At 58.3% G+C, this 17,551-nt stretch carries 18 protein-coding genes; 4 read left to right on the top strand and 14 right to left on the bottom strand.

All coding sequences use genetic code 11. The annotated features are described in order from the left end of the window. The coding region (locus Q1J88_RS10710; protein WP_301117671.1) for a hypothetical protein at positions 1-1,148 on the top strand (1,148 nt) is incomplete at its 5' end. Positions 1,149-1,210: 62 nt separating this feature from the next. On the opposite strand, the gene Q1J88_RS10705 is transcribed toward Q1J88_RS10710, so the two are convergent. From Q1J88_RS10705 to Q1J88_RS10650, 12 genes are all read right to left on the bottom strand, one after another. Next, complete coding sequence (locus Q1J88_RS10705; protein WP_301117670.1) at positions 1,211-2,170, bottom strand: VOC family protein; 960 nt, start codon at positions 2,168-2,170, stop codon at positions 1,211-1,213. 9 nt (positions 2,171-2,179) lie between these two features. Continuing rightward, positions 2,180-3,655 (bottom strand): aldehyde dehydrogenase, encoded by a 1,476-nt coding sequence (locus tag Q1J88_RS10700; protein ID WP_301117669.1) that lies wholly within the window; start codon positions 3,653-3,655, stop codon positions 2,180-2,182. Between the two features lie 57 nt (positions 3,656-3,712). Further along, on the bottom strand, positions 3,713-4,525 hold the full coding sequence (locus tag Q1J88_RS10695; RefSeq protein ID WP_301117668.1) for an aspartate dehydrogenase: 813 nt from the start codon (positions 4,523-4,525) through the stop codon (positions 3,713-3,715). 5 nt (positions 4,526-4,530) lie between these two features. Continuing rightward, a complete protein-coding gene (locus Q1J88_RS10690) occupies positions 4,531-6,216 on the bottom strand; it encodes a thiamine pyrophosphate-binding protein (protein ID WP_301117667.1) in 1,686 nt (561 codons plus the stop codon). Next, positions 6,209-7,000: an SDR family oxidoreductase gene (locus Q1J88_RS10685; protein ID WP_301117666.1), complete on the bottom strand. Its 792-nt coding sequence runs from the start codon at positions 6,998-7,000 to the stop codon at positions 6,209-6,211. The genes Q1J88_RS10690 and Q1J88_RS10685 overlap by 8 nt, the downstream gene beginning before the upstream one ends. Further along, on the bottom strand, positions 6,997-7,830 hold the full coding sequence (locus tag Q1J88_RS10680; RefSeq protein WP_301117665.1) for an IclR family transcriptional regulator: 834 nt from the start codon (positions 7,828-7,830) through the stop codon (positions 6,997-6,999). Before Q1J88_RS10680 ends, Q1J88_RS10685 begins: the two co-directional genes overlap by 4 nt. After that, positions 7,827-8,699, bottom strand: a complete 873-nt coding sequence (locus Q1J88_RS10675; protein ID WP_301117664.1) for an alpha/beta hydrolase — start codon at positions 8,697-8,699, stop codon at positions 7,827-7,829. Before Q1J88_RS10675 ends, Q1J88_RS10680 begins: the two co-directional genes overlap by 4 nt. 3 nt (positions 8,700-8,702) lie before the next feature. Continuing rightward, entirely contained in the window at positions 8,703-9,236 is a 534-nt protein-coding gene (locus Q1J88_RS10670; protein WP_301117662.1) for a cupin domain-containing protein, read from the bottom strand. Between the two features lie 16 nt (positions 9,237-9,252). Continuing rightward, the gene (locus Q1J88_RS10665; protein ID WP_301117660.1) at positions 9,253-10,032 is read right to left on the bottom strand and encodes an SDR family oxidoreductase; all 780 of its coding nucleotides are present in this window, start codon (positions 10,030-10,032) and stop codon (positions 9,253-9,255) included. Between the two features lie 8 nt (positions 10,033-10,040). Then, on the bottom strand, positions 10,041-10,925 hold the full coding sequence (locus Q1J88_RS10660) for an ABC transporter permease (RefSeq protein WP_301117658.1): 885 nt from the start codon (positions 10,923-10,925) through the stop codon (positions 10,041-10,043). Further along, positions 10,922-11,908 (bottom strand): ABC transporter substrate-binding protein, encoded by a 987-nt coding sequence (locus Q1J88_RS10655; RefSeq protein WP_301117656.1) that lies wholly within the window; start codon positions 11,906-11,908, stop codon positions 10,922-10,924. The genes Q1J88_RS10660 and Q1J88_RS10655 overlap by 4 nt, the downstream gene beginning before the upstream one ends. Before the next feature lie 92 nt (positions 11,909-12,000). Next, positions 12,001-12,789 (bottom strand): ABC transporter ATP-binding protein, encoded by a 789-nt coding sequence (locus Q1J88_RS10650; protein ID WP_301117654.1) that lies wholly within the window; start codon positions 12,787-12,789, stop codon positions 12,001-12,003. Between the two features lie 501 nt (positions 12,790-13,290). Between Q1J88_RS10650 and Q1J88_RS10645 the strand changes: the two genes are divergently transcribed. From Q1J88_RS10645 to Q1J88_RS10635, 3 genes are all read left to right on the top strand, one after another. After that, positions 13,291-13,515 (top strand): recombinase-like helix-turn-helix domain-containing protein, encoded by a 225-nt coding sequence (locus Q1J88_RS10645; RefSeq protein WP_301117652.1) that lies wholly within the window; start codon positions 13,291-13,293, stop codon positions 13,513-13,515. 20 nt (positions 13,516-13,535) lie between these two features. Further along, on the top strand, positions 13,536-14,552 hold the full coding sequence (locus Q1J88_RS10640) for an aromatic ring-hydroxylating dioxygenase subunit alpha (RefSeq protein WP_301117650.1): 1,017 nt from the start codon (positions 13,536-13,538) through the stop codon (positions 14,550-14,552). 286 nt (positions 14,553-14,838) lie between these two features. Then, positions 14,839-15,639: an IclR family transcriptional regulator gene (locus Q1J88_RS10635; protein WP_301117648.1), complete on the top strand. Its 801-nt coding sequence runs from the start codon at positions 14,839-14,841 to the stop codon at positions 15,637-15,639. Here the strand turns inward: Q1J88_RS10635 and Q1J88_RS10630 are convergent. Both Q1J88_RS10630 and Q1J88_RS10625 read right to left on the bottom strand, forming a co-directional pair. Beyond that, complete coding sequence (locus tag Q1J88_RS10630; protein ID WP_301117647.1) at positions 15,616-16,416, bottom strand: IclR family transcriptional regulator; 801 nt, start codon at positions 16,414-16,416, stop codon at positions 15,616-15,618. The genes Q1J88_RS10635 and Q1J88_RS10630 overlap by 24 nt on opposite strands. A 22-nt stretch (positions 16,417-16,438) precedes the next feature. Beyond that, positions 16,439-17,551 (bottom strand): FAD-dependent monooxygenase (locus Q1J88_RS10625; RefSeq protein ID WP_301117646.1); only part of this gene is annotated, 1,113 nt, incomplete at its 5' end.

The following is a 17,551-nucleotide window of genomic DNA, read 5'->3' as shown; positions in this document are numbered from 1 at the left end:
CCGACGACTCTATTCGGGTCGCCAATCCCAAATTTGGAAGTGACTACTGCAAAGAGTTCAGGATGTTTAAAGCCCAGGCGGTAGTGCCAGAATCGCCACTCCCGTTCGATACGAAGGGCTTCCAGTACCAGCCGTTCATGACAATGATCATGCAGGGCGACTTTTTTGCGCTCGGCCTGTCTGCCGACGACTCGAGATTTAACGAGCTGTTCGGCGCTTATTTATATGCCTACGCCGAGCAATGCGCGGCAGACCCGAAAACACGACCTGCGGACTTTGTTGAAATGACAAATCTGCAATGTGTCGAAAAAGGCGTCACCAAGACCTACTATCGAAACGGTACCTTTTCGGAAAGCGCGCCCTACTGCACCCAATGGAAAGACGTGCCCAGCGGATATTTTGCCGATCCGCAGCTATGGGAGGTCAAGAAAACACTGGACCAGCGCTTTCTGGACGATACCTACAAGTATATGTTCGCTGCCATCAAGGGGTCTGACCTGCCCTATCGCGGTCCCAGGCTTGGCGACTTCAAGAAAATTGCAGAAACCGCGGCCCTACGAGCTCAAGAGATGCGAACTCTCATCGAGCGGAATGGCTGCGACGCCCCAGGACTGATGCGCTTCCAGGAGAACTTGCGCTTGTATGGGCAGAATATGCCCTTTGGAATACGTCCGAACGGGAATCTCGAGCCGGCTGTGCCGATTCCACGGCCTGGTGCCAAATATGAAGACCCGGACATCACTGCATTCCTCGAAGAATTGATCAAAGGCGAAGCAAGAACGTGGCAGGTGAACAAATACATCCTTCAAAGCGTCGCCGGCGCGCAAGTCCGTGCGCGAGATGAGGCAGGCCGGCCGCGGGAACTTACGGCACGGTACGGATATGGAGGACTGGGCGGGGCCCGGACGGCAGAGGTGCGCGTGACCTTTGTAGAAGGTTACCCCGAGTGTCTTTACTTTTCGGACCACCCACAGACATGTCGTTCACCCGACAAAATGCTGGTGGCCAGGTATGTACATGGGTATTTCTCACCGCAAAGCCTTGTCACCGCAGTGCCTGCACCTGACGCGGGCGTCGACGAGCAAAGACAGAAAGAACGGGAAATCGCCGCGCAGAACAGACGCAACCGGCGCGAAGCCTTACGTTGAATCGTAGTTGCATCCAGTCGCGCCAGATGCGGCGGCCGGATGCAACTTCTGGCAGTCAGAGGCTATTTTCTGTCAGTCAGAAACTTGCCATCGGGTCCGCCGACATTTTTTTGCCGGCGGGTATTGCCGTCAAGGCCGCCGTCTACGGCCCACTCGGCGAAGCGTGTGGGGCTGGGCTCGAACTCGCGGGGCACCCAGTCTTTGTCGAGCTGGTCTTCGTCGGCATAGTATTCGATGAGTCCGCCTGCCGGATTCTGAAAGTACCAGAAATAGGCCGAGGAAATCGGATGACGACCCGGGCCAAGCTGAGTTTTCCAGCCGCAGCGGTCGACATGCAGGCCGCCACCGAACACCTCGTGGATGTCACGCACCGCAAACGCCACGTGATTCAATCCTACTTTTTTATCAGGGGTTTGCAGCAGGAACAGGTCATGGTGGCCGCCGTCTTCATCACAGCGCAGGAAGACGCCACGACCGGGATAACGATCCGACGGAGCAAACCCCAGCTTGTTGACGTAGAAGTCTTCCATCTGCTGCAGATCGCTCACGAAGAAGACGACATGTCCGACCTCGATGGGGTGTGCCCGCTCGTAGATGGGGCTGCGAGCATTGCGGCGGGGTTTTTCGTTCCAGGTGTTCATCTGGCCGCAATCGATGGAAATCTCTTTCTTGCGGCTTACCTGGAAGCCCAGCAGCATGCCGGAAGGGTCTACGCAAGAAAGGCGGTCCCCAGTATTCTGATAGCCGGACTGATCGGACAGCTGCTGGGCAAGCCGCTTCAGCACGTCTTCATCCGACACGCCCCAGACGACTTCGCGCAGGGTTGGCCCCGGCTCGATGGGCGCGGGATAATCTCGCGCGTCCTGCTTGACCACATTGACCAGGCACCCATTAAGCGTTGAGAAGACAAGTTTGTCAGCACTCTCGGAAACGCTTTCCAGGCCCCAGTCTGCAAAAAACTTCTTGCAGGTCTCGAAATCATCTGCACCGTAGGTGATTTCGTCGATACCCATGATATCCATGCTTGCTCCTTAGTTGGCCCACGGCAGGGGCTGTTCGTTGAGCCCCCAGTAGACGGCCTTTTGCTCCATATATTGAAGAATGCCGTCGCGTCCCTTTTCGCGGCCCAGCCCGCTATCGCGCCAGCCTCCGAAAGGTGTGGAAATGGAAAATTGCTTGTACGTGTTGATCCAGACGTTGCCGGCCTTGAGGACTTTGGCCAGTCGCCAGGCGGCCTTGTAATCTCGAGTCCAGATGCCGGCTGCCAGCGCGTAGACACTGTCGTTGGCCTGCGCGATAAGATCGTCAAGATTGTCAAAGGGCATGGCCACCAGCACCGGGCCGAAAATTTCTTCCTGGCAGATGGTGTCGGTGTTTTTGAGGCCTTCGATAATGGTAGGCCGATAAAAATAACCCTTGTCGTAAATATCGCCTGTGGGGCGTGCACCGCCCGTCAGGATGCGCCCACCTTCTTTGACGCCAATGTCGACATAACGTTCAATCGACGCCCGATGGCTTTCGCTGATCAGCGGTCCCATCTGGGTGGATTCGTCGGCCGGGTCGCCCACACGCAGGCGTTCTGCGCCCTGCACCAGTCGTTGCATGAAGTTGTCGTAAAGCGGACGGGCGACAAACAACCTGGACCCGGCAATACACGATTCGCCGCTGGAACTGAAGATGCCATACAGGACACCGTTCACGGCGTGATCGATATCGGCATCCTCAAGGACAATAGTGGGCGATTTGCCCCCGAGCTCGAGCGCCACGGACATGAACTTTTGCGCAGCTATGCCGGCAATGTGCCGGCCTACCGAAGTTCCGCCAGTGAATGAAACCCGACGCACCAGAGGATGGCGGGTGATCAGGTCTCCGATGACCGACCCCTTGCCCGGCACCACACTGACCAGGCCCTTGGGCAAACCCGCCTTATCGCAAATGCGGGCCAGTTCCAGCGCCATAAGCGGCGTGATCTCTGCCGGCTTGACGACCACGGCATTGCCGGCAGCAAGCGCCGGTGCCATTTTCTGGGCTTCACTGGCAATAGGCGAATTCCACGGCGTGATGGCTGCTACGACACCCATGGGTTCGTAAAGGCTCATGGTGAGGTAGTCGCCCCGTGAAGGAGTAATGGTTTCCTCCATCGTCTCGCAAGCCGAGGCGAAAAACTGGAAAGTGCCTGCGGCACTGGCTACCAGCGCACGCGTCTCGGAAATCGGCTTGCCATTATCGAGTCGTTGCAATTGCGCCAGACGTTCAGCGTCTTCGCGAATCAGTTGTGCAATGCGATACAGTACCGCGGCCCGCTCGTGAGGTTTGCGCTGGGGCCAGCCGCTTTCTTCGAAGGCCTTTTGTGCACCGAGTATTGCCTCTTCCACGTCTTCGGGACTGGCGGCATTAAGGGTGGCCACAACTTCGCCGGTTGCGGGGTACAGACTTTGATATTGAGGACCTTTGCCTGGGCGCCAATGGCCGGCGATGCAGATGTCCAGAACGTCAGGGTTGCTCATGAAAATCCCTTCTATGGCGGCGATTCCCCTTTGGGGCGCACCGCGGCAACAAATAATTCAGACCGCTAAAGGCGACACCAGGTTCCGCAAGGCGCGAACCACGCTGTATACCGTCAGGGCGGATGTCTTGGGGTTACTGGCCAGCGGCTTGCCCTGCATGGTCACGGCCATGTAGCCAAATGCGCCCCTGGCTTCGTAATAATGGATGTTCTGGTCGACTGTAGGGTCGGCCCAGAGTTCGACACGGGTCTTATCAAGCCCGATACCGGCCAGCGACAAGGTCGCAGCCACATTGGCATTCTTGGGAAACAGCCGGGCTGCCTCTCGCGCAGAACCCTCAAAGAACCTGGCCTTTTCTTTGAGGTTGCGCAGATCAAGCTTGTCTTCCGCAGGCGAACCCAGCCACCCCAAGGGCGGCTTGCGGCCTACGTAAGTGACATCGTCAAGGCCCGCCACACGAGCGGCTGCCAGGGCATCGATTCCCCCAATCGCGCCGGATAACAGGTGGACCTGCGTACCGCCCTGGCGGGCGGCCTCTTCAAGCTGCTCTGCCAGGCCAGGGGCCGACAACGCGCCTATGGACACCACCAGGCAAGGGATTCCCTGCCGGAGCGCCGGTACCACGTGGGTGCCCAGGGCACCATGGCCCGCACATTCGACCAATACATCAGGACGCTCGCCCTCGAGGCGGCTTGCGACCTGAGGCGACATTTCGGGCCGGTGCTGGGCGAACCAATGGCGAGTCGAGTCTTCTTTACCGGACGATACAATGACTTGTGACACCTGCAGGGCGGAGTCGTTTTTGATCAGGTCGAGAACCGCCTGACCAATGGCGCCAAGCCCTACCAGCGCGATACGTTTGGATTTCATGACAATCAGGACCCTGCCGTCACTGTTTCTGGCTCGCTGACCGGAGGGCCCGCGAAGGCTGTCTTGAACTTGCCGATAGAAAGCATATCGACCTCGATCATGAATGGTCCGACTTGCTTCTGAGCCTGTTGCAAGGCATCGGCCATCTGGCTCAGGTCGGTGACTCGCACATGTGGCAGGCCAATGGATGCGGTCAGCGCGGCATAATCAGGCGTGTGCAGATCGACATAGTGACGTCGCCCGCCGTATGCGGCGTCCTGGATGTTCTTGATGACACCGTAGCCTTTGTCGTTCATCAAGATGATGACCATGTCGGCCTTTTCCTGCACCGCAGTCGCCAATTCGCCCAGGTTCAGGATGAAGCCGCCATCACCGGCCAGCGTGTATGTCTTCTTGCCGGAGTGCGTCTGAGCCGCTCCAATTGCCGCTCCAATGCCCATCGCCAGGCCCTGGCCAATACCACCGCCCAGTGCGTGCACACCGGCCTTGGGCTCGAAGAGATACAAATAGCGGTTGCCCCAGGTGCTGTTGGACACCGTCACGTCGCGCACCCAGTTGAAATTGCTGCCCGCCGCATTCTGCAGTGCCTCGACCAGCGCGGAATACGGGCCCAGGCCATCGACCAGGCTATCGACGGCCGCCTTGCGCGCAGCCGCCAGATCGGTCAGGAAGGTCGGGTCTGTAGTGATGCGGCCTTCGAGACGATCAGCCAGACCCTGCAGGACCAGGGAGGCATCACCCTGCACGAAGTCGTCGCTTTCGTAACAGCGGCTTTCGGCGGCTGGATCGACATCGCTGCGATACAGTGGGCGCGGCAGTTTCAGTTCGTATTTGAGCGTTTCATTGCCGCGCAGTCGGGAACCCACTACCAGCATGGCATCGCATGTTTGGTAGAACGCCTCGACGGGCTTGTGAAGATTGAAAGCACCCAGTGTTTGAGGATGAATTTCGGGAACGATTCCACGCCCCTGAGTACTGGTTACAACGCCGAACCCCAGTTTCATCAGGCGCTCGACCGCAGCGCTGGCGCCGCGGGCGCCACCGCCCAGCCACAGCATGGGTCGCTTGGCCTGGGCAAGTTTATTGGCCAGACGGTCCAGGTCCTGATCGGATGGTTGCAGCACCGGTACCTGCAAAGGCTTGAGGTTGGCCGGCATGGGGATGAGTGCCTGCTGGACATCAATCGGAATTTCGATGCTGACCGGCCCAGTAGGCGCTGTGAGGGCAAGCTGGACCGCTTTCTTGACGGTGGCCAGGGCCGTTGCAGCATCATGCACACGAAAGGCGGCCTTGGAAATCGCCTTCAGCATTGTCAGCTGGTCAGGCGCCTCGTGAATGTATGAGAAGCCGCGATCGAGGTATTGAGATTCGATCTGACCGGTGATATGCAGCAATGGTGTGCCGGCTGTCCAGGCCTCGACCAGTGCTCCGGCCGCATTGCCGGCTGCGGTACCGGTGCTGGTCAGGCAAACACCAAGTTCACCCGTGCTTCGCGCGTAGGCGTCAGCCATATTGGTACCGCCGGCCTCACCCCGAGCAGGTATGAAACGTACTACACCCCGTTCACCAAAGGCGTCCAGGATGGGCATATTGTGGATCGAAATGACACCAAAGGCGGTCTTGACACCGCATTCTTCGAGAAAGGCGGCGATCACCGCCCCCACGGTAACGTGTGAATTGTCGTTAGACATGTCGGGCTACTCCTCCGGAGACATCGATGTGGCTTCCGGTCGTATAGGACGACAGCGGAGTGGCCAGAAAAATAATGGCGCGTGCGGCTTCGTCGGGACGACCAAGCCGGCCAAGTTGAATATTCTTGCGCTGGGCCAGCGCTAAAGACCACTGTTCCCAGGTTTGGGACTTATCCTCGCGCTCGTCGTAACGACGGCGCCACTGTCCCGAATCGACCAGGCCCAGCAAGATACCGTTTACACGGATGCCCTTCGGGCTGAATTCGGTGGCCAGAGACCGCACCAGGTTCATGACGCCCGCCCGCGCCGCCGACGTGGCGACCATGTGGGGCTCGGGCTGGACTGCCAATAAGGAATTCACGCAAACAATAGCGGCGTCTTCATTCTGCTCGAGCTGAGGAAGAAAGGCGCGGGTGGGATGAATGACTGAAAAGAACTTGAGCCTGATTTCGTTTTCCCAGCCTGCGTCATCGGTATCGGCAAACGTCGATACCCTGCCTTGCCCCGCGTTATTGATCAACATCGAAGCATTGCCCAGCTCGTCGTGTACCGCTTGGGCAAAATGGGCGACCTGGCCCGGTTGCAGCACATCGCAGGCCCGAGCCAGAATTCGCCGCCCCGGAAACGCCTGTTTGAGATCATTGCCCACCTGATCCAATCGTTCGCGGTCGCGCCCACAAAGCGCAACGTCTGCGCCAAACTCCAGCAGCAGCTTGACTGTTGCCAGACCGATGCCTGACGTACCGCCGGTGACAACCGCCACTTTCCCTTCTAGGTTGATCATTGCTTCCTCTCATTTTGAATCGTCGATACATCAGTGCCAGGTACGATGTGGTCCAGCAACTGCGACAACTCAAGCGCCGCGTCACAAGCCGCGGTCGCCAATTCGTCCAGGTTCAGTTTTTCGATGTGTGCGCTTGGCAGGGTGACGCCTATCGCACTGATGACTGCGCCACCGCGGCCAAATACCGGCACAGCAAGGGTGGCAATGGATTCTTCGTAATAACCGGGCTCGAACACGTAGTCGTGCTCTTTATCCAGTTGAATTTGTTTGAACAGTTCGGTCACCGTGGCCGGTGTTTTGTCGGTTGCGCGGTGCAGCTGCTCTTCAGGAAACAAATCGTGCAGCTGGCTGAATGTAAGATCGCGCAGCAGCACCCGGCCGAACAGGGTGGAGTGCGCCGGCAGCCGGGTACCGACATAGACCATGTTGGCGAAGGGCGACGGAACCGCGGACCTGGCCACGTAAACGATGGAGCGCCCGTCCCGTACAACCAGATTGCAGGAATAGCCGACCTTGTCGCGCAGCCGATCCAGAATGGGACGTCCCAGTTCAGTCAGATCCTTGGATGCAAGGCATTCAAAACCAAGGCGAAGTACCGCAAGGCCGAGGGTGTAATCGCGCCCACCCGCATCGCGCTCGACAAAACCCAGCGATTCGAGCGTGGACAACAGGCGAAACACAGTGGATCGCGGAATATCCAATCGCCTGGCAAGTTCGGGCGCAGAAAGCGTGGCGTCCTTCCGGTTGAACTCCTTGAGTATCCTCAGGCCTCGCTCCAGCCCCGGAACGATGTATTTGTCCGGCACCCCCATTTTCAATACTTCGCTCATGTTTTCGTTCCTTGCACATCAAATTTCGCCGCTGCCTCGAGCAGTATTCGTGCGACTTCATGAGGCTGCTCTACATAACAGGCGTGACCTGCATGCGGAATCAATGCGAAGGGATACCCGTGCCGCTGTGCGTACTGGGCTGATTGTTCAGGCGTTGTGACGATATCGGAATCGCCGCAATACACCAGCGTCCGGTCTTGTGGAGGCTTGAACCGGTCGATGTCGTCACCACATAACAGTTCGACCGCCTGTGTGTATCCGGCCGGCTGCAGCCGCAAGGCATTGTTGCGCACGGTATCCCGGGCGTGTTCGCTGGCCTGTGCGGTAAGAAGGCGATCTGGCAGGTTGCGGGCGATTCCCTCAATGCCAAGTTCTTTCAGGGCCTTCAAGCGCCCTTCTCTGACCCGCGACGCCTGGGCGCTGCGCGCTCCCTGATAACCCAGGGCCGGACTCATCAGCACATAGGCTCCGGCGCGGCTATCTGGCAAACTGCTGTAGGCGGCTGCCATCAATGCTCCGAGCGAATGCCCCACGAGAAGGCATTTATCAACCTGCAGTGTTTCGAGCAGCGCGTGCAGACGCTGAGCGTAATCGAGCGCGGATGGCGCAGCGCTGTCCAGCGGGCTGGATTGACCATAGCCCGGAGCATCCCAGGCAATGACGCGCGCATGCGGCGCCATCAACCGGGCACACTCGGACCAGGAACCGGCCCCTGAGCTGATGCCGTGCAACAGAACAATAGTGCAAGCATGCGAACCGGCCTCGCGATATCCGAGCACGCCGCCGGTAACCGGTACGGTGAGCTCGCCGAACCCGGCCCCTGCGGGAGCCGGGTCTGCCGGGAACAATTGCACGGTGCGACTGGCCATGTTTTAACGCTTGATCTTGGACAGGGGATGCTCGGGCGGATAATTGGGAATCTGGGGTTTCCCGGAACCCAACAAGACGCACATCAAGGCATCCTCATCGCCGATATTGATCTCTTCGCGATATACGCCGGGAGGCACGGAAACGAGATCGCGATCGGTAAGAATGGTTTCGTAACGCTCGCCGTCCTTCTCGAGGATCAGCTTCATCTTGCCGCGGATCACAAAAAAGACTTCTTCCACGTCGTGGTGGATATGCGAAGGGCCAACACCACCCGCTGGAATCACCATCGTCGAGAAGGTGAAGTGCTCGGCCGGCACGGTATTGGAATCACTGGCGACGCCAGTTGCGCCGGTACCGACGTACCGCATCTGGGCACGGCGATATTTCGGGTCGAAATCGGCCTGGAATTTCAGTGCGTCCCAATCGTACTTGCGAGTTGAAAACCGTGCGATGCGGCTGCTCATCCACTCTTCGAAGCTGGCGCCCTCGGGGCGATCCCAGCTGCGTTTTTCTTCGGCCACTACCTGTTCGCTCATAGCTATCACCTTTATATCAATGCATCACAAAGCCGCCATTGACGGCCAACACTTGGCCGGTCACGAAGCGCGACAGACCTGACAACAAAAATGTGACGGCGCCACTGACGTCGTCGGGCAACTGCGCACGTTGCAATGCGCGCTGATTCTCGTAAAGTTCGTGCCGCTGCTGGGGCACGTATGCCGTGGCCTCGACCAGGGTCAGGCCCGGCGCCACCGCGTTGACGGTGATGCCATCGGCGCCAAGTTCGCGCGCCATGGATCGCGTCATGGACATGACGGCCCCCTTGCTGGCGACATAGGCGAGTAAATTGGGGGCTCCCCACATGGGAGTATCGGAAGCCAGATTGACGATGCTGGGGGCCTGGGAGGCTCGCAAGGCGGGCAGGCAGGCGCGTGACATCAACCACGTACCGCGCACATTGATGCGCATGACATCGTCCCAGACGTCGACATCAAGCTCTTCGAGGTTCTTGCCGCCGGAATGGGTCATGGCAGCGTTGTTGACCAGGCCGTCGAGCCCGCCAACCGCTTGCACGGCGGAATCGGCACAGGCCTGAATGGAGTCAGGATCGTTAAGGTCGACGACCAGCCCGTGCGCCTCGTGACCCTGATCACGCAGTTCGGCTGCTGCGGCCTGAACCTGATCAGCGAGGATGTCGGCCATGACGACAGCACCTCCCGCCTGGACGATACTGCGGGCGAATTCCAGTCCGAGCCCACGGGCGGCGCCGGTTACCAGCACTTTCCTTCCGCGAAGCAGTTCTGTGGTTTGCGGGCTTTCGATACGACTCATCATTTGCCTCAAACCGTTGTAACCGATGCTTTGGGAATGTAGTGCAGGCAACGACGCTCGAACCACACCACTACGGCATATGCCGCGATCCCGATTACGGTCAGACCTGTAATTGCCACAAAGACACCGGCCGTGTTGCCCTGGCCTTCAGCGTCAACCAGAAGGAAGCCCAAGCCCTTGTTGCCTCCGACCAGTTCACCTACAGTCACGCCAATGACGGCAAGCGTCGCGCCGATGCGCAGGCCCGAAAACAAAGAAGGCAAGGCCGACGGGAACTCCACCAGGCGGAAGATCTGCCAACGGCTGGCGTTAAGTGTACGTACCAGGTTGACCATATCGGGGTCCACCGTACGGATTGCCGACAGCACGTTGACCATGATCGGGAAGAAGACAATAAGCAAGGCCACCAGAATCTTGGGATAGATGGTGTAGCCCAGCCACATCACGAACAAAGGTGCAAACGCTACCTTCGGCGCAATCTGCAAGGCAAGAATGTAGGGTGACAACACGGATTCTGTTGTCGGAGACAAACCCAACACCACGCCGACAAACAAACCGAGCAATGCGCCCAGGATGAAGCCCAACACAACCTCAAGCGCCGTATATCCAAAGTGCTCGAGGAAGTTGCCCGTGCTCCACATATGGCCGGCTTCCTGCACCACCGTCGTCAGCTTCGGCAGGATAAATTCGGGCATGCCCAGCCAGCCCGGCAACCATTGCCATGCGGCCAGAAAAACAATCAGGACGGCAATGCTGCCCGCCGCGGTTACAGTATGGCGTTTGGTCACTTTTATCCCTCCGGCGCGCGAAGGCGTTGCGCTATCTTGGGCAGAAGCGGCCGGGGCCGAAGCCCCCGCCGGTACCTTGATTGCTGCGGTTGGGTCAGAACTCATTTCAAACCTTCAATGAATTGATTCGTGTACAGGTCTTCGAGCGGCGTGGCCTTGCCGACGATGCCCTGCGACACGTAAAAGTCTTGGACAGCTGCCAGGCGTTCAGCATCGATATGTCCGGGCACTTTCTGGTCGGCATACACGTATTTGTTGTACATGCTGAACACTTCACGCATTTCGTCTTCACGTCCCTTGTGAGCGGGAACGGCCTCGATATAGGCGGCCAGGGCGCCGTCGGGGTCCTTCATGATGAATTCCATACCCTTGAGCGTGGCCCGGACAATGCGCTGGATCAGTTCCGGGTTGTTCTTGATGGTCTCGTCCGAGGCAATCATGGCTTGCGCCATGCTGTTGAAGCCCTTGGCCGGATCCATCAAATGCACCTTGCCGCCGTTATGACGAACGCTGGCGACCCAGTCGGGTACGCCGGCCATGACGTCGGCCTTCTTGGACGCGAACAACTGCCACACGCCTGCGGGTCCGGCTGCCTGAATGTCGGCGTCGTTACGCGTCAGGCCGGCTTTCTGCATAGTTCCCAGCAAAGAGAAATAAGCCGTGTCGGCGTAGGAAATAACCGTGATTGTTTTTCCCTTGAGTTGTGCAGGCTCATCGACCGGAGCATCTTCATGCGAGGCGATCAGAACCAGGCCGCCGGCTCCCAGGACGGCTACCGACTTGACGGGAACACCGTTGGCCCGAACGATGATTGACGTGTCGCCCATTGCGCCACCGATGGGTGCGTTTCCGGCTCCTACCTGTTTGGCAACGTCGACTCCGCCCTTACCCGAAATAAAGTTGACGCTAAGGCCTTCTTCCTTGAAGTAACCCTGGTGCTGCGCAAGAATCCAGGGCGCAAACGCCGGCAGATTCTTTGGAGCGGGCAACAAATACGTAATCTCTTCGAGCTTGTCGGCAGCCAGCGCAGGGGCTGAGGCCATGGAAACACATGCTCCGAGCATGGCGGCGATGAGTAGTTTTTTCATTCTGTTCTCCTGAGGTCTGCTGTTTTTTTGTGTGGGTGGAAATTCGGTTAAACCAAATGACTGCTGTGCTTTTGCGCAACGAGCCCGGGGGCTCAATGCAGTTCGGCCTCTTCTTCCTTGCCGATTTTCAGTAAATCCATCAGCCGCCCTTGCAAAGGACCGATTTCGGGAAGCTTGCGCCGCTGCAAGGGGTTATCGCGCAGCGGCAGGTCGACCACGATTTCTTCAATAATGGTGCCGGGACGCTCGCTCATTACGAGCAGGCGGTCGGACAGGGCAATGGCTTCGACGAGATCGTGAGTGATAAACAACGCCGTCTTGCCGTTTTCGGCAAGTGACTGGGCGAGATCCTGCTGCAGGATCATCTTGGTCTGGGCATCCAGTGCCGAGAAAGGCTCGTCAAGCAACATCACTTGCGGATCGACGGCCAAGGTGCGCGCGAGCGCAGCGCGCTGGCGCATACCACCGGACAACTGGTGCGGGTAGTTCTTTTCGTAGCCCTTCAGGTGGCATTTGTGCAAAAGCTGGTTTGCCACCTTTAGCCGCTGGGCTTTGGGCACACCGGCAATCTCGAGGCCAAGTGCAACGTTGTCTTCGATGGTGCGCCATTGCATGAGCAGATCTTTTTGCAGCATGAAGGCCACCTCGCGCACGGGCTTGGTGACGCGCTTGCCGGCCACGTAAACCTCACCGGTGGTGGGTGCATACAAGCCCGAGCCCATATTGAGCAACGTGCTTTTGCCGCAGCCCGAGGGCCCGATGATGGAGACGACTTCGCCCTTTTTTATAGAAAGCGAGATATTGCTGACAGCGGCTCTCATGGCCCCTGTTTTAGGGTCGGGAAATGACTTGCCGACGTTTCTGAATTCAATTTCAACCATGAGGGCTGCTCCTTTTGGTGGGGGCCGCTGGGCTCATGAAACAAACACCCGGAAGAGTAATTTGTTTTATATATGAACCGTTGTTTTGTTACTTAAACAAACTTTAATGGGTCGGGCAGCCATGTTGTATTAGGGATTTCCCTTTGTTCTGCAATTTCCCCCGCCAATGACTAGGGTTTCTACCAATAGTTAGCGTACTGATAGAAGCCATAAACTTTTAATACATAAAACGCTGTTTAATATATGGAACAACAGTAGGCGATGCAGATTATCGCACTACAGCCGGCAAAGTCGCTAGCGCCAAGGAGCTTCTCCTGGTCGGTTGTTATGGAATTCGCCAGTTGTCACGCTTCTCGTGTCAACCACCTGATTCCAGCGGTTAATGGCGAACCTGAACGCTCGGCCTGGGGAGTCTTCTCGACCGAATGCTTCCCTACTTATGATTTCTTATCGGTGCAAGAACGCATCAAAGAACGTGTAGAAAACGGAGGTCAGTAAATAATGTCCAATCTATATCTGGTACCCCATCAAGCTCGCAAGCGCGAACCGACCGCTTACGAGAATCTGCTGGGCGATTCCCTGGAACGCGCGTATACCGCCGATATCAACGACCTGGAGGGCTTGGTCTCATACCTGAATGAGCATGGCCCCCAGCCCCAAGACACGTCCAGCATGTGGACACCAGAGATGCTCGCTGCCGAACTGAAGCGTCTCGGCGACGACTGAACACCTGAAGGAAAGCCACCATGACCACCAATCCCTCCGACGTCGAAATCGAGAAAGTCCTGGCCAACGGTATCGAGAATCGCTGGTACGCCATCTGCCCGTCTTCCTTTGTCAGCCAGACCCCTATTTCCCTGCGCCGATTGGGCCACAAGATTGTCTTGTGGCGCGATACCGATGGCACGCCCTACGCGCTCGAAGACCACTGTCCGCACCGTGGCGCCCCCCTGTCGGCGGGCATCCCGCTGGGCAACCGCATTGCCTGTGGCTATCATGGGGTCGAAGTCAGTTGCAACGGTACAGTGATAGCCGTGCCGGGCAGCCCAGGCTGCAAGCTCGAGGGTTCTCGCCCTACCCTGTCATTTCACGTCCAGGACGCGCATGGCGCCCTCTTCCTGTACAACTCAAGTCAGAACATCGACCAGCCTCCTCCACTGGTACTGCCCGAAGAACTCACTTCGGACGAATACGAAAAGTTCCTGTGCTACCTTGAGTGGGACTGCGACTATCGCTATGTGCTTGACAACGTCATGGACCCGATGCACGGCACCTTCCTGCACAAGCAGTCACACAGCATGGCAGCCGGTGCCCGCGCAGCCAAGTTCGAGCTCAAGGACACCGAACACGGGTTCTCGTTCGAAAAGGCCGAGCAACGCGATGTCAACTTCGACTGGACCGAATTCGCCGACACCGGCATCCACTGGGCACGTCTTGACATTCCCTATCCGAAAAGCGGTGGTCCCGGAGGCAGCTTTGGTATCGCAGCCTTTGCCACGCCCATGCACGATCACAAGTCGGCCGTGTTCTTCTGGCGCAATCGAAAGGTTTCGGGCTGGCAGCGTGACTCTTGGCGTTTTCTGTACAAGAACCGCCTGGAAGCCCGCCACTGGGATGTCGTCGAGCAAGACCGTGTCATCCTTGAAGTCATGGAGCTTGACGCCAACAAGCGCGAGCACCTGTATCAGCATGACGTGGCGGTAACGCGTCTGCGCCGCATGCTGCGTCAACTTGCCATTGAGCAGCTCACCGGCAAGAACTGATTTCCTGCTGGGCAAGCGTTCAGTTGAACACCAGGCGGGCCGGTCAGCCTTGACAAGGGCGCCGGCCCTTCGCGCATCGTCCACACTGGCTCGCCAGGGTTCAAAGTCGCAAACTGCCCGTATGGCCCGCTTCGCGATGCAGGGCCAGGCCAAGACAGCGACTTGCCGTTAAAGTATCATCCGTGCCTGTATTGATCAGGCTGATTCAGCCCCATCCTTCATTGGCCGGTGGCTGTAGGCCCTTCAGAACCCCGACCCGTTACAGGGTTGGCCCAAAGGTGCATCCATGTCCCGCCCTCAATCTGACCGATATTCCGTTCCGGGCCTCGAAAGGGGCTTGCGAATACTGACTGAATTCACTCGCGAGACTCCGACGCTTACTGCCCCAGAGCTGGCTCGGCGACTCGATGTACCTCGCACAACTGTCTTTCGACTTCTGGTCACACTCGAATCGCTTGGTTTTGTCGAGCGAGCCAGCAATGGGCGGGAATATCAGCTGGGCACCGCCGTGCTGAAACTGGGGTTTGAATATCTGGCCTCGTTAACCCTCACGGAACTGGGCCGGCCGATACTCGAGCAACTTCGCGACGAGTTCAACTACTCGTCCAACCTGGTGGTACGGGACGGACGCGACATTGTCTATGTACAAAAAGCAGCGGCGGGGTCCATCTTCACCAGCTCGGTCCATATCGGAACACGACTGCCCGCGCACGCAACCGTACTGGGTCGCGTGCTGCTGAGCCACCATGGCTTCGACGCGCTCAAAGCCTTGTACCCCGAAGAAACACTGAAAACCTACGGGCCGAGCACCCCGCAGACCGTACAGGATCTGTACGAGCTGCTGCAGCAAGACAAGGCTCGCGGCCATATTATTGCCGATGGCTTCTTTGAGCCAAATATTTCGTCCGTCGCGGCCCCGGTCTTTTCGCAAGATGGACAAGTGGCGGCGGCACTTGGCATCACCGTCCCGGAATCCCGGATACCGGAGGCCCAGCGAGATACCCTTGTCGACAAAATTGTGGCCGCTGCCACTCATCTGTCGGAATGCCTGGGCAGCAGTATCTCAGCCGCCCGACAGGCGGGTTAGCTCCCGTGCAGCAAGAACTACTTTTTCCTGCATGCGGCGCTGCAGGCTGGAATCGGCATCGAACAAGGGTTGAGGCGCAACGACGCTTAATGCAGCCACGGGACGACTGCCCACCCCTTTTATTGCTGCCGCGCAAGCGTTGATACCTGCCTCGAAACCTGAAAAGCTCCAGACATGGCCTTCGTCCCGGTCATACTTTGCCTGCTGCAAGAACTTCGGCAGATCCGGAAGCGGGGCGGCATCCGAAGGCTTCGTGTTTTTTCTTGGGGCAGATTCCGCCTGCCATGCCTTCCATAACTGCGTGATGTCCTCTTCTGCCAACTGCGCCAACAGCGCCCGGCCAGGAGCAGTCAGGAAAGCAGGAACCCGGCTGCCAACGCGGATATGGCTTACCAGACCGCCTTCTGGCATTTGACGATGCACGTACACTACGTTGTACCCATCGAGCACCACAAGATACGCCGACACACCCAACTCTTGAGACAGCTGCTCGACGGCCCGTCTGCCTGCTTCCAGCGGCTCGATGGAGCCAAGGGCGGCGGCGGACAGGGTCAGCAGACTCATTCCGACGCGATGTCCGCCTTGTGGCAGACGCTCGATCAGGCCCTCGTGCTCAAGGGTTGCCAGCAGTCGCATGACCGTCACCCGGTTGACGTCAATTGACCTGCCGACCTCACTCAGGTTGGTTGTGTTGCCTCCCTCGGCGATGTACCGCAGCAACCGTATGCCGCGTACGACGGGAGTTACAAGGCCTTTGGGAGAGTCTTGCTCGTCCATGATCGGCTTGCTTTGTGACGGCTCAGGCACCAAGGGGCGCTTGCCAGGCATCGTACTCGTACACCCAGTCAGCGTTGCCACCCTCTTTGAGCCAGGTGTTTCCTCGCGAAGCAATCTGGATACGGCTTGTGCGGTCAAGCCGGGCGTCCTGATACGCAGCCAAAGCCTGCTCAACCGACGTGAACGTGGGCTCGGCCAGACTGCGCGCCAGTACAATGGCGTCTTCGATGGCCTGTCCGGCACCCTGAGCCATGAAAGGCATCATCGGATGAGCAGCGTCGCCCAGCAGTACAAGACGGCCCTCGTGCCAGCGTGGCAGGGGATCACGCACGTACAAGGCCGACTTCAGGACTTCGGTGCAGGCGTTGAGTCGTGCCCGGGCATCGGCGTGAAAATCTGCATAGATATCCTGAAGCTCGGCGACCTCGCCGGGGGCAGTCCACGACTCGAGCGTCCATTCCGGTTGCGGGGTTGTTGCGAATATGAAGATGTCCTTTCCCTGGTTGAGCGGAAATGAAACCACCTGCACCTCCGGCTGATTTCCCCACCATTTGGTGAAGCAATCCAGATCTGAGCACCCTTCAAGCCTGTCGGCCGGGACAACGGCCCGGTAGGCCACCACGCCAGTAAATTGTGGCTGTTCGGGGCCCAGCATTGCAGTGCGCACGACCGAATGGATGCCGTCCGCGCCGACCAGCACATCGACGGTAGCCGAGCTGCCATCGGCAAATTCGATGTTCACCTTGTCGTTGGCCTGGGTAATGCGCGTTGCTTTCTTGCCCAGCTGGATGCACTCGGCGGGCACGGCTTGTTCGAGAGCCTTTAATAGATCTGCACGATGCATGGTTAATTGGGGAGCGCCGTACTTTTCCTCTGCCGCACTTGACATGGCCAGACGCGAGGTTTCTTCGCCCGTATAGCCGTCTCGACTGATCCGGAAGGCGGGACGAGCTGCGGTTTCACGTAGCGCTTCGCCGATACCCAGCCCGTCCAGCGCACGCACGGCGTTGGGAGTAAGGTTGATGTCGGCACCGACCCGCGCAAACTGGGGCGCCTGTTCAAACACGACGACGCGCTGTCCCAGCTTGTTCAGGGCAATAGCCGCCGCCAGCCCGCCAATTCCACCGCCACAGAT

Source organism: Pusillimonas sp., from assembly GCF_029263785.1.
In the GTDB taxonomy this organism is placed as follows: Bacteria; Pseudomonadota; Gammaproteobacteria; order Burkholderiales; family Burkholderiaceae_B; genus Pusillimonas.
The sequence above is the reverse complement of the archived record's forward strand: the minus strand, read 5'-3'. Positions and strand labels throughout refer to the sequence as shown.

Coding starts and splice junctions, on each gene's coding strand:
- Q1J88_RS10705 (WP_301117670.1), bottom strand. CDS start 2,170: ATGGATATCATGGGTATCGACGAAATCACCTACGGTGCAGATGATTTC.
- Q1J88_RS10675 (WP_301117664.1), bottom strand. CDS start 8,699: ATGGCCAGTCGCACCGTGCAATTGTTCCCGGCAGACCCGGCTCCCGCA.
- Q1J88_RS10690 (WP_301117667.1), bottom strand. CDS start 6,216: ATGTCTAACGACAATTCACACGTTACCGTGGGGGCGGTGATCGCCGCC.
- Q1J88_RS10645 (WP_301117652.1), top strand. CDS start 13,291: ATGTCCAATCTATATCTGGTACCCCATCAAGCTCGCAAGCGCGAACCG.
- Q1J88_RS10670 (WP_301117662.1), bottom strand. CDS start 9,236: ATGAGCGAACAGGTAGTGGCCGAAGAAAAACGCAGCTGGGATCGCCCC.
- Q1J88_RS10660 (WP_301117658.1), bottom strand. CDS start 10,925: ATGAGTTCTGACCCAACCGCAGCAATCAAGGTACCGGCGGGGGCTTCG.
- Q1J88_RS10665 (WP_301117660.1), bottom strand. CDS start 10,032: ATGAGTCGTATCGAAAGCCCGCAAACCACAGAACTGCTTCGCGGAAGG.
- Q1J88_RS10635 (WP_301117648.1), top strand. CDS start 14,839: ATGTCCCGCCCTCAATCTGACCGATATTCCGTTCCGGGCCTCGAAAGG.
- Q1J88_RS10680 (WP_301117665.1), bottom strand. CDS start 7,830: ATGAGCGAAGTATTGAAAATGGGGGTGCCGGACAAATACATCGTTCCG.
- Q1J88_RS10655 (WP_301117656.1), bottom strand. CDS start 11,908: ATGAAAAAACTACTCATCGCCGCCATGCTCGGAGCATGTGTTTCCATG.
- Q1J88_RS10630 (WP_301117647.1), bottom strand. CDS start 16,416: ATGGACGAGCAAGACTCTCCCAAAGGCCTTGTAACTCCCGTCGTACGC.
- Q1J88_RS10700 (WP_301117669.1), bottom strand. CDS start 3,655: ATGAGCAACCCTGACGTTCTGGACATCTGCATCGCCGGCCATTGGCGC.
- Q1J88_RS10685 (WP_301117666.1), bottom strand. CDS start 7,000: ATGATCAACCTAGAAGGGAAAGTGGCGGTTGTCACCGGCGGTACGTCA.
- Q1J88_RS10650 (WP_301117654.1), bottom strand. CDS start 12,789: ATGGTTGAAATTGAATTCAGAAACGTCGGCAAGTCATTTCCCGACCCT.
- Q1J88_RS10695 (WP_301117668.1), bottom strand. CDS start 4,525: ATGAAATCCAAACGTATCGCGCTGGTAGGGCTTGGCGCCATTGGTCAG.
- Q1J88_RS10640 (WP_301117650.1), top strand. CDS start 13,536: ATGACCACCAATCCCTCCGACGTCGAAATCGAGAAAGTCCTGGCCAAC.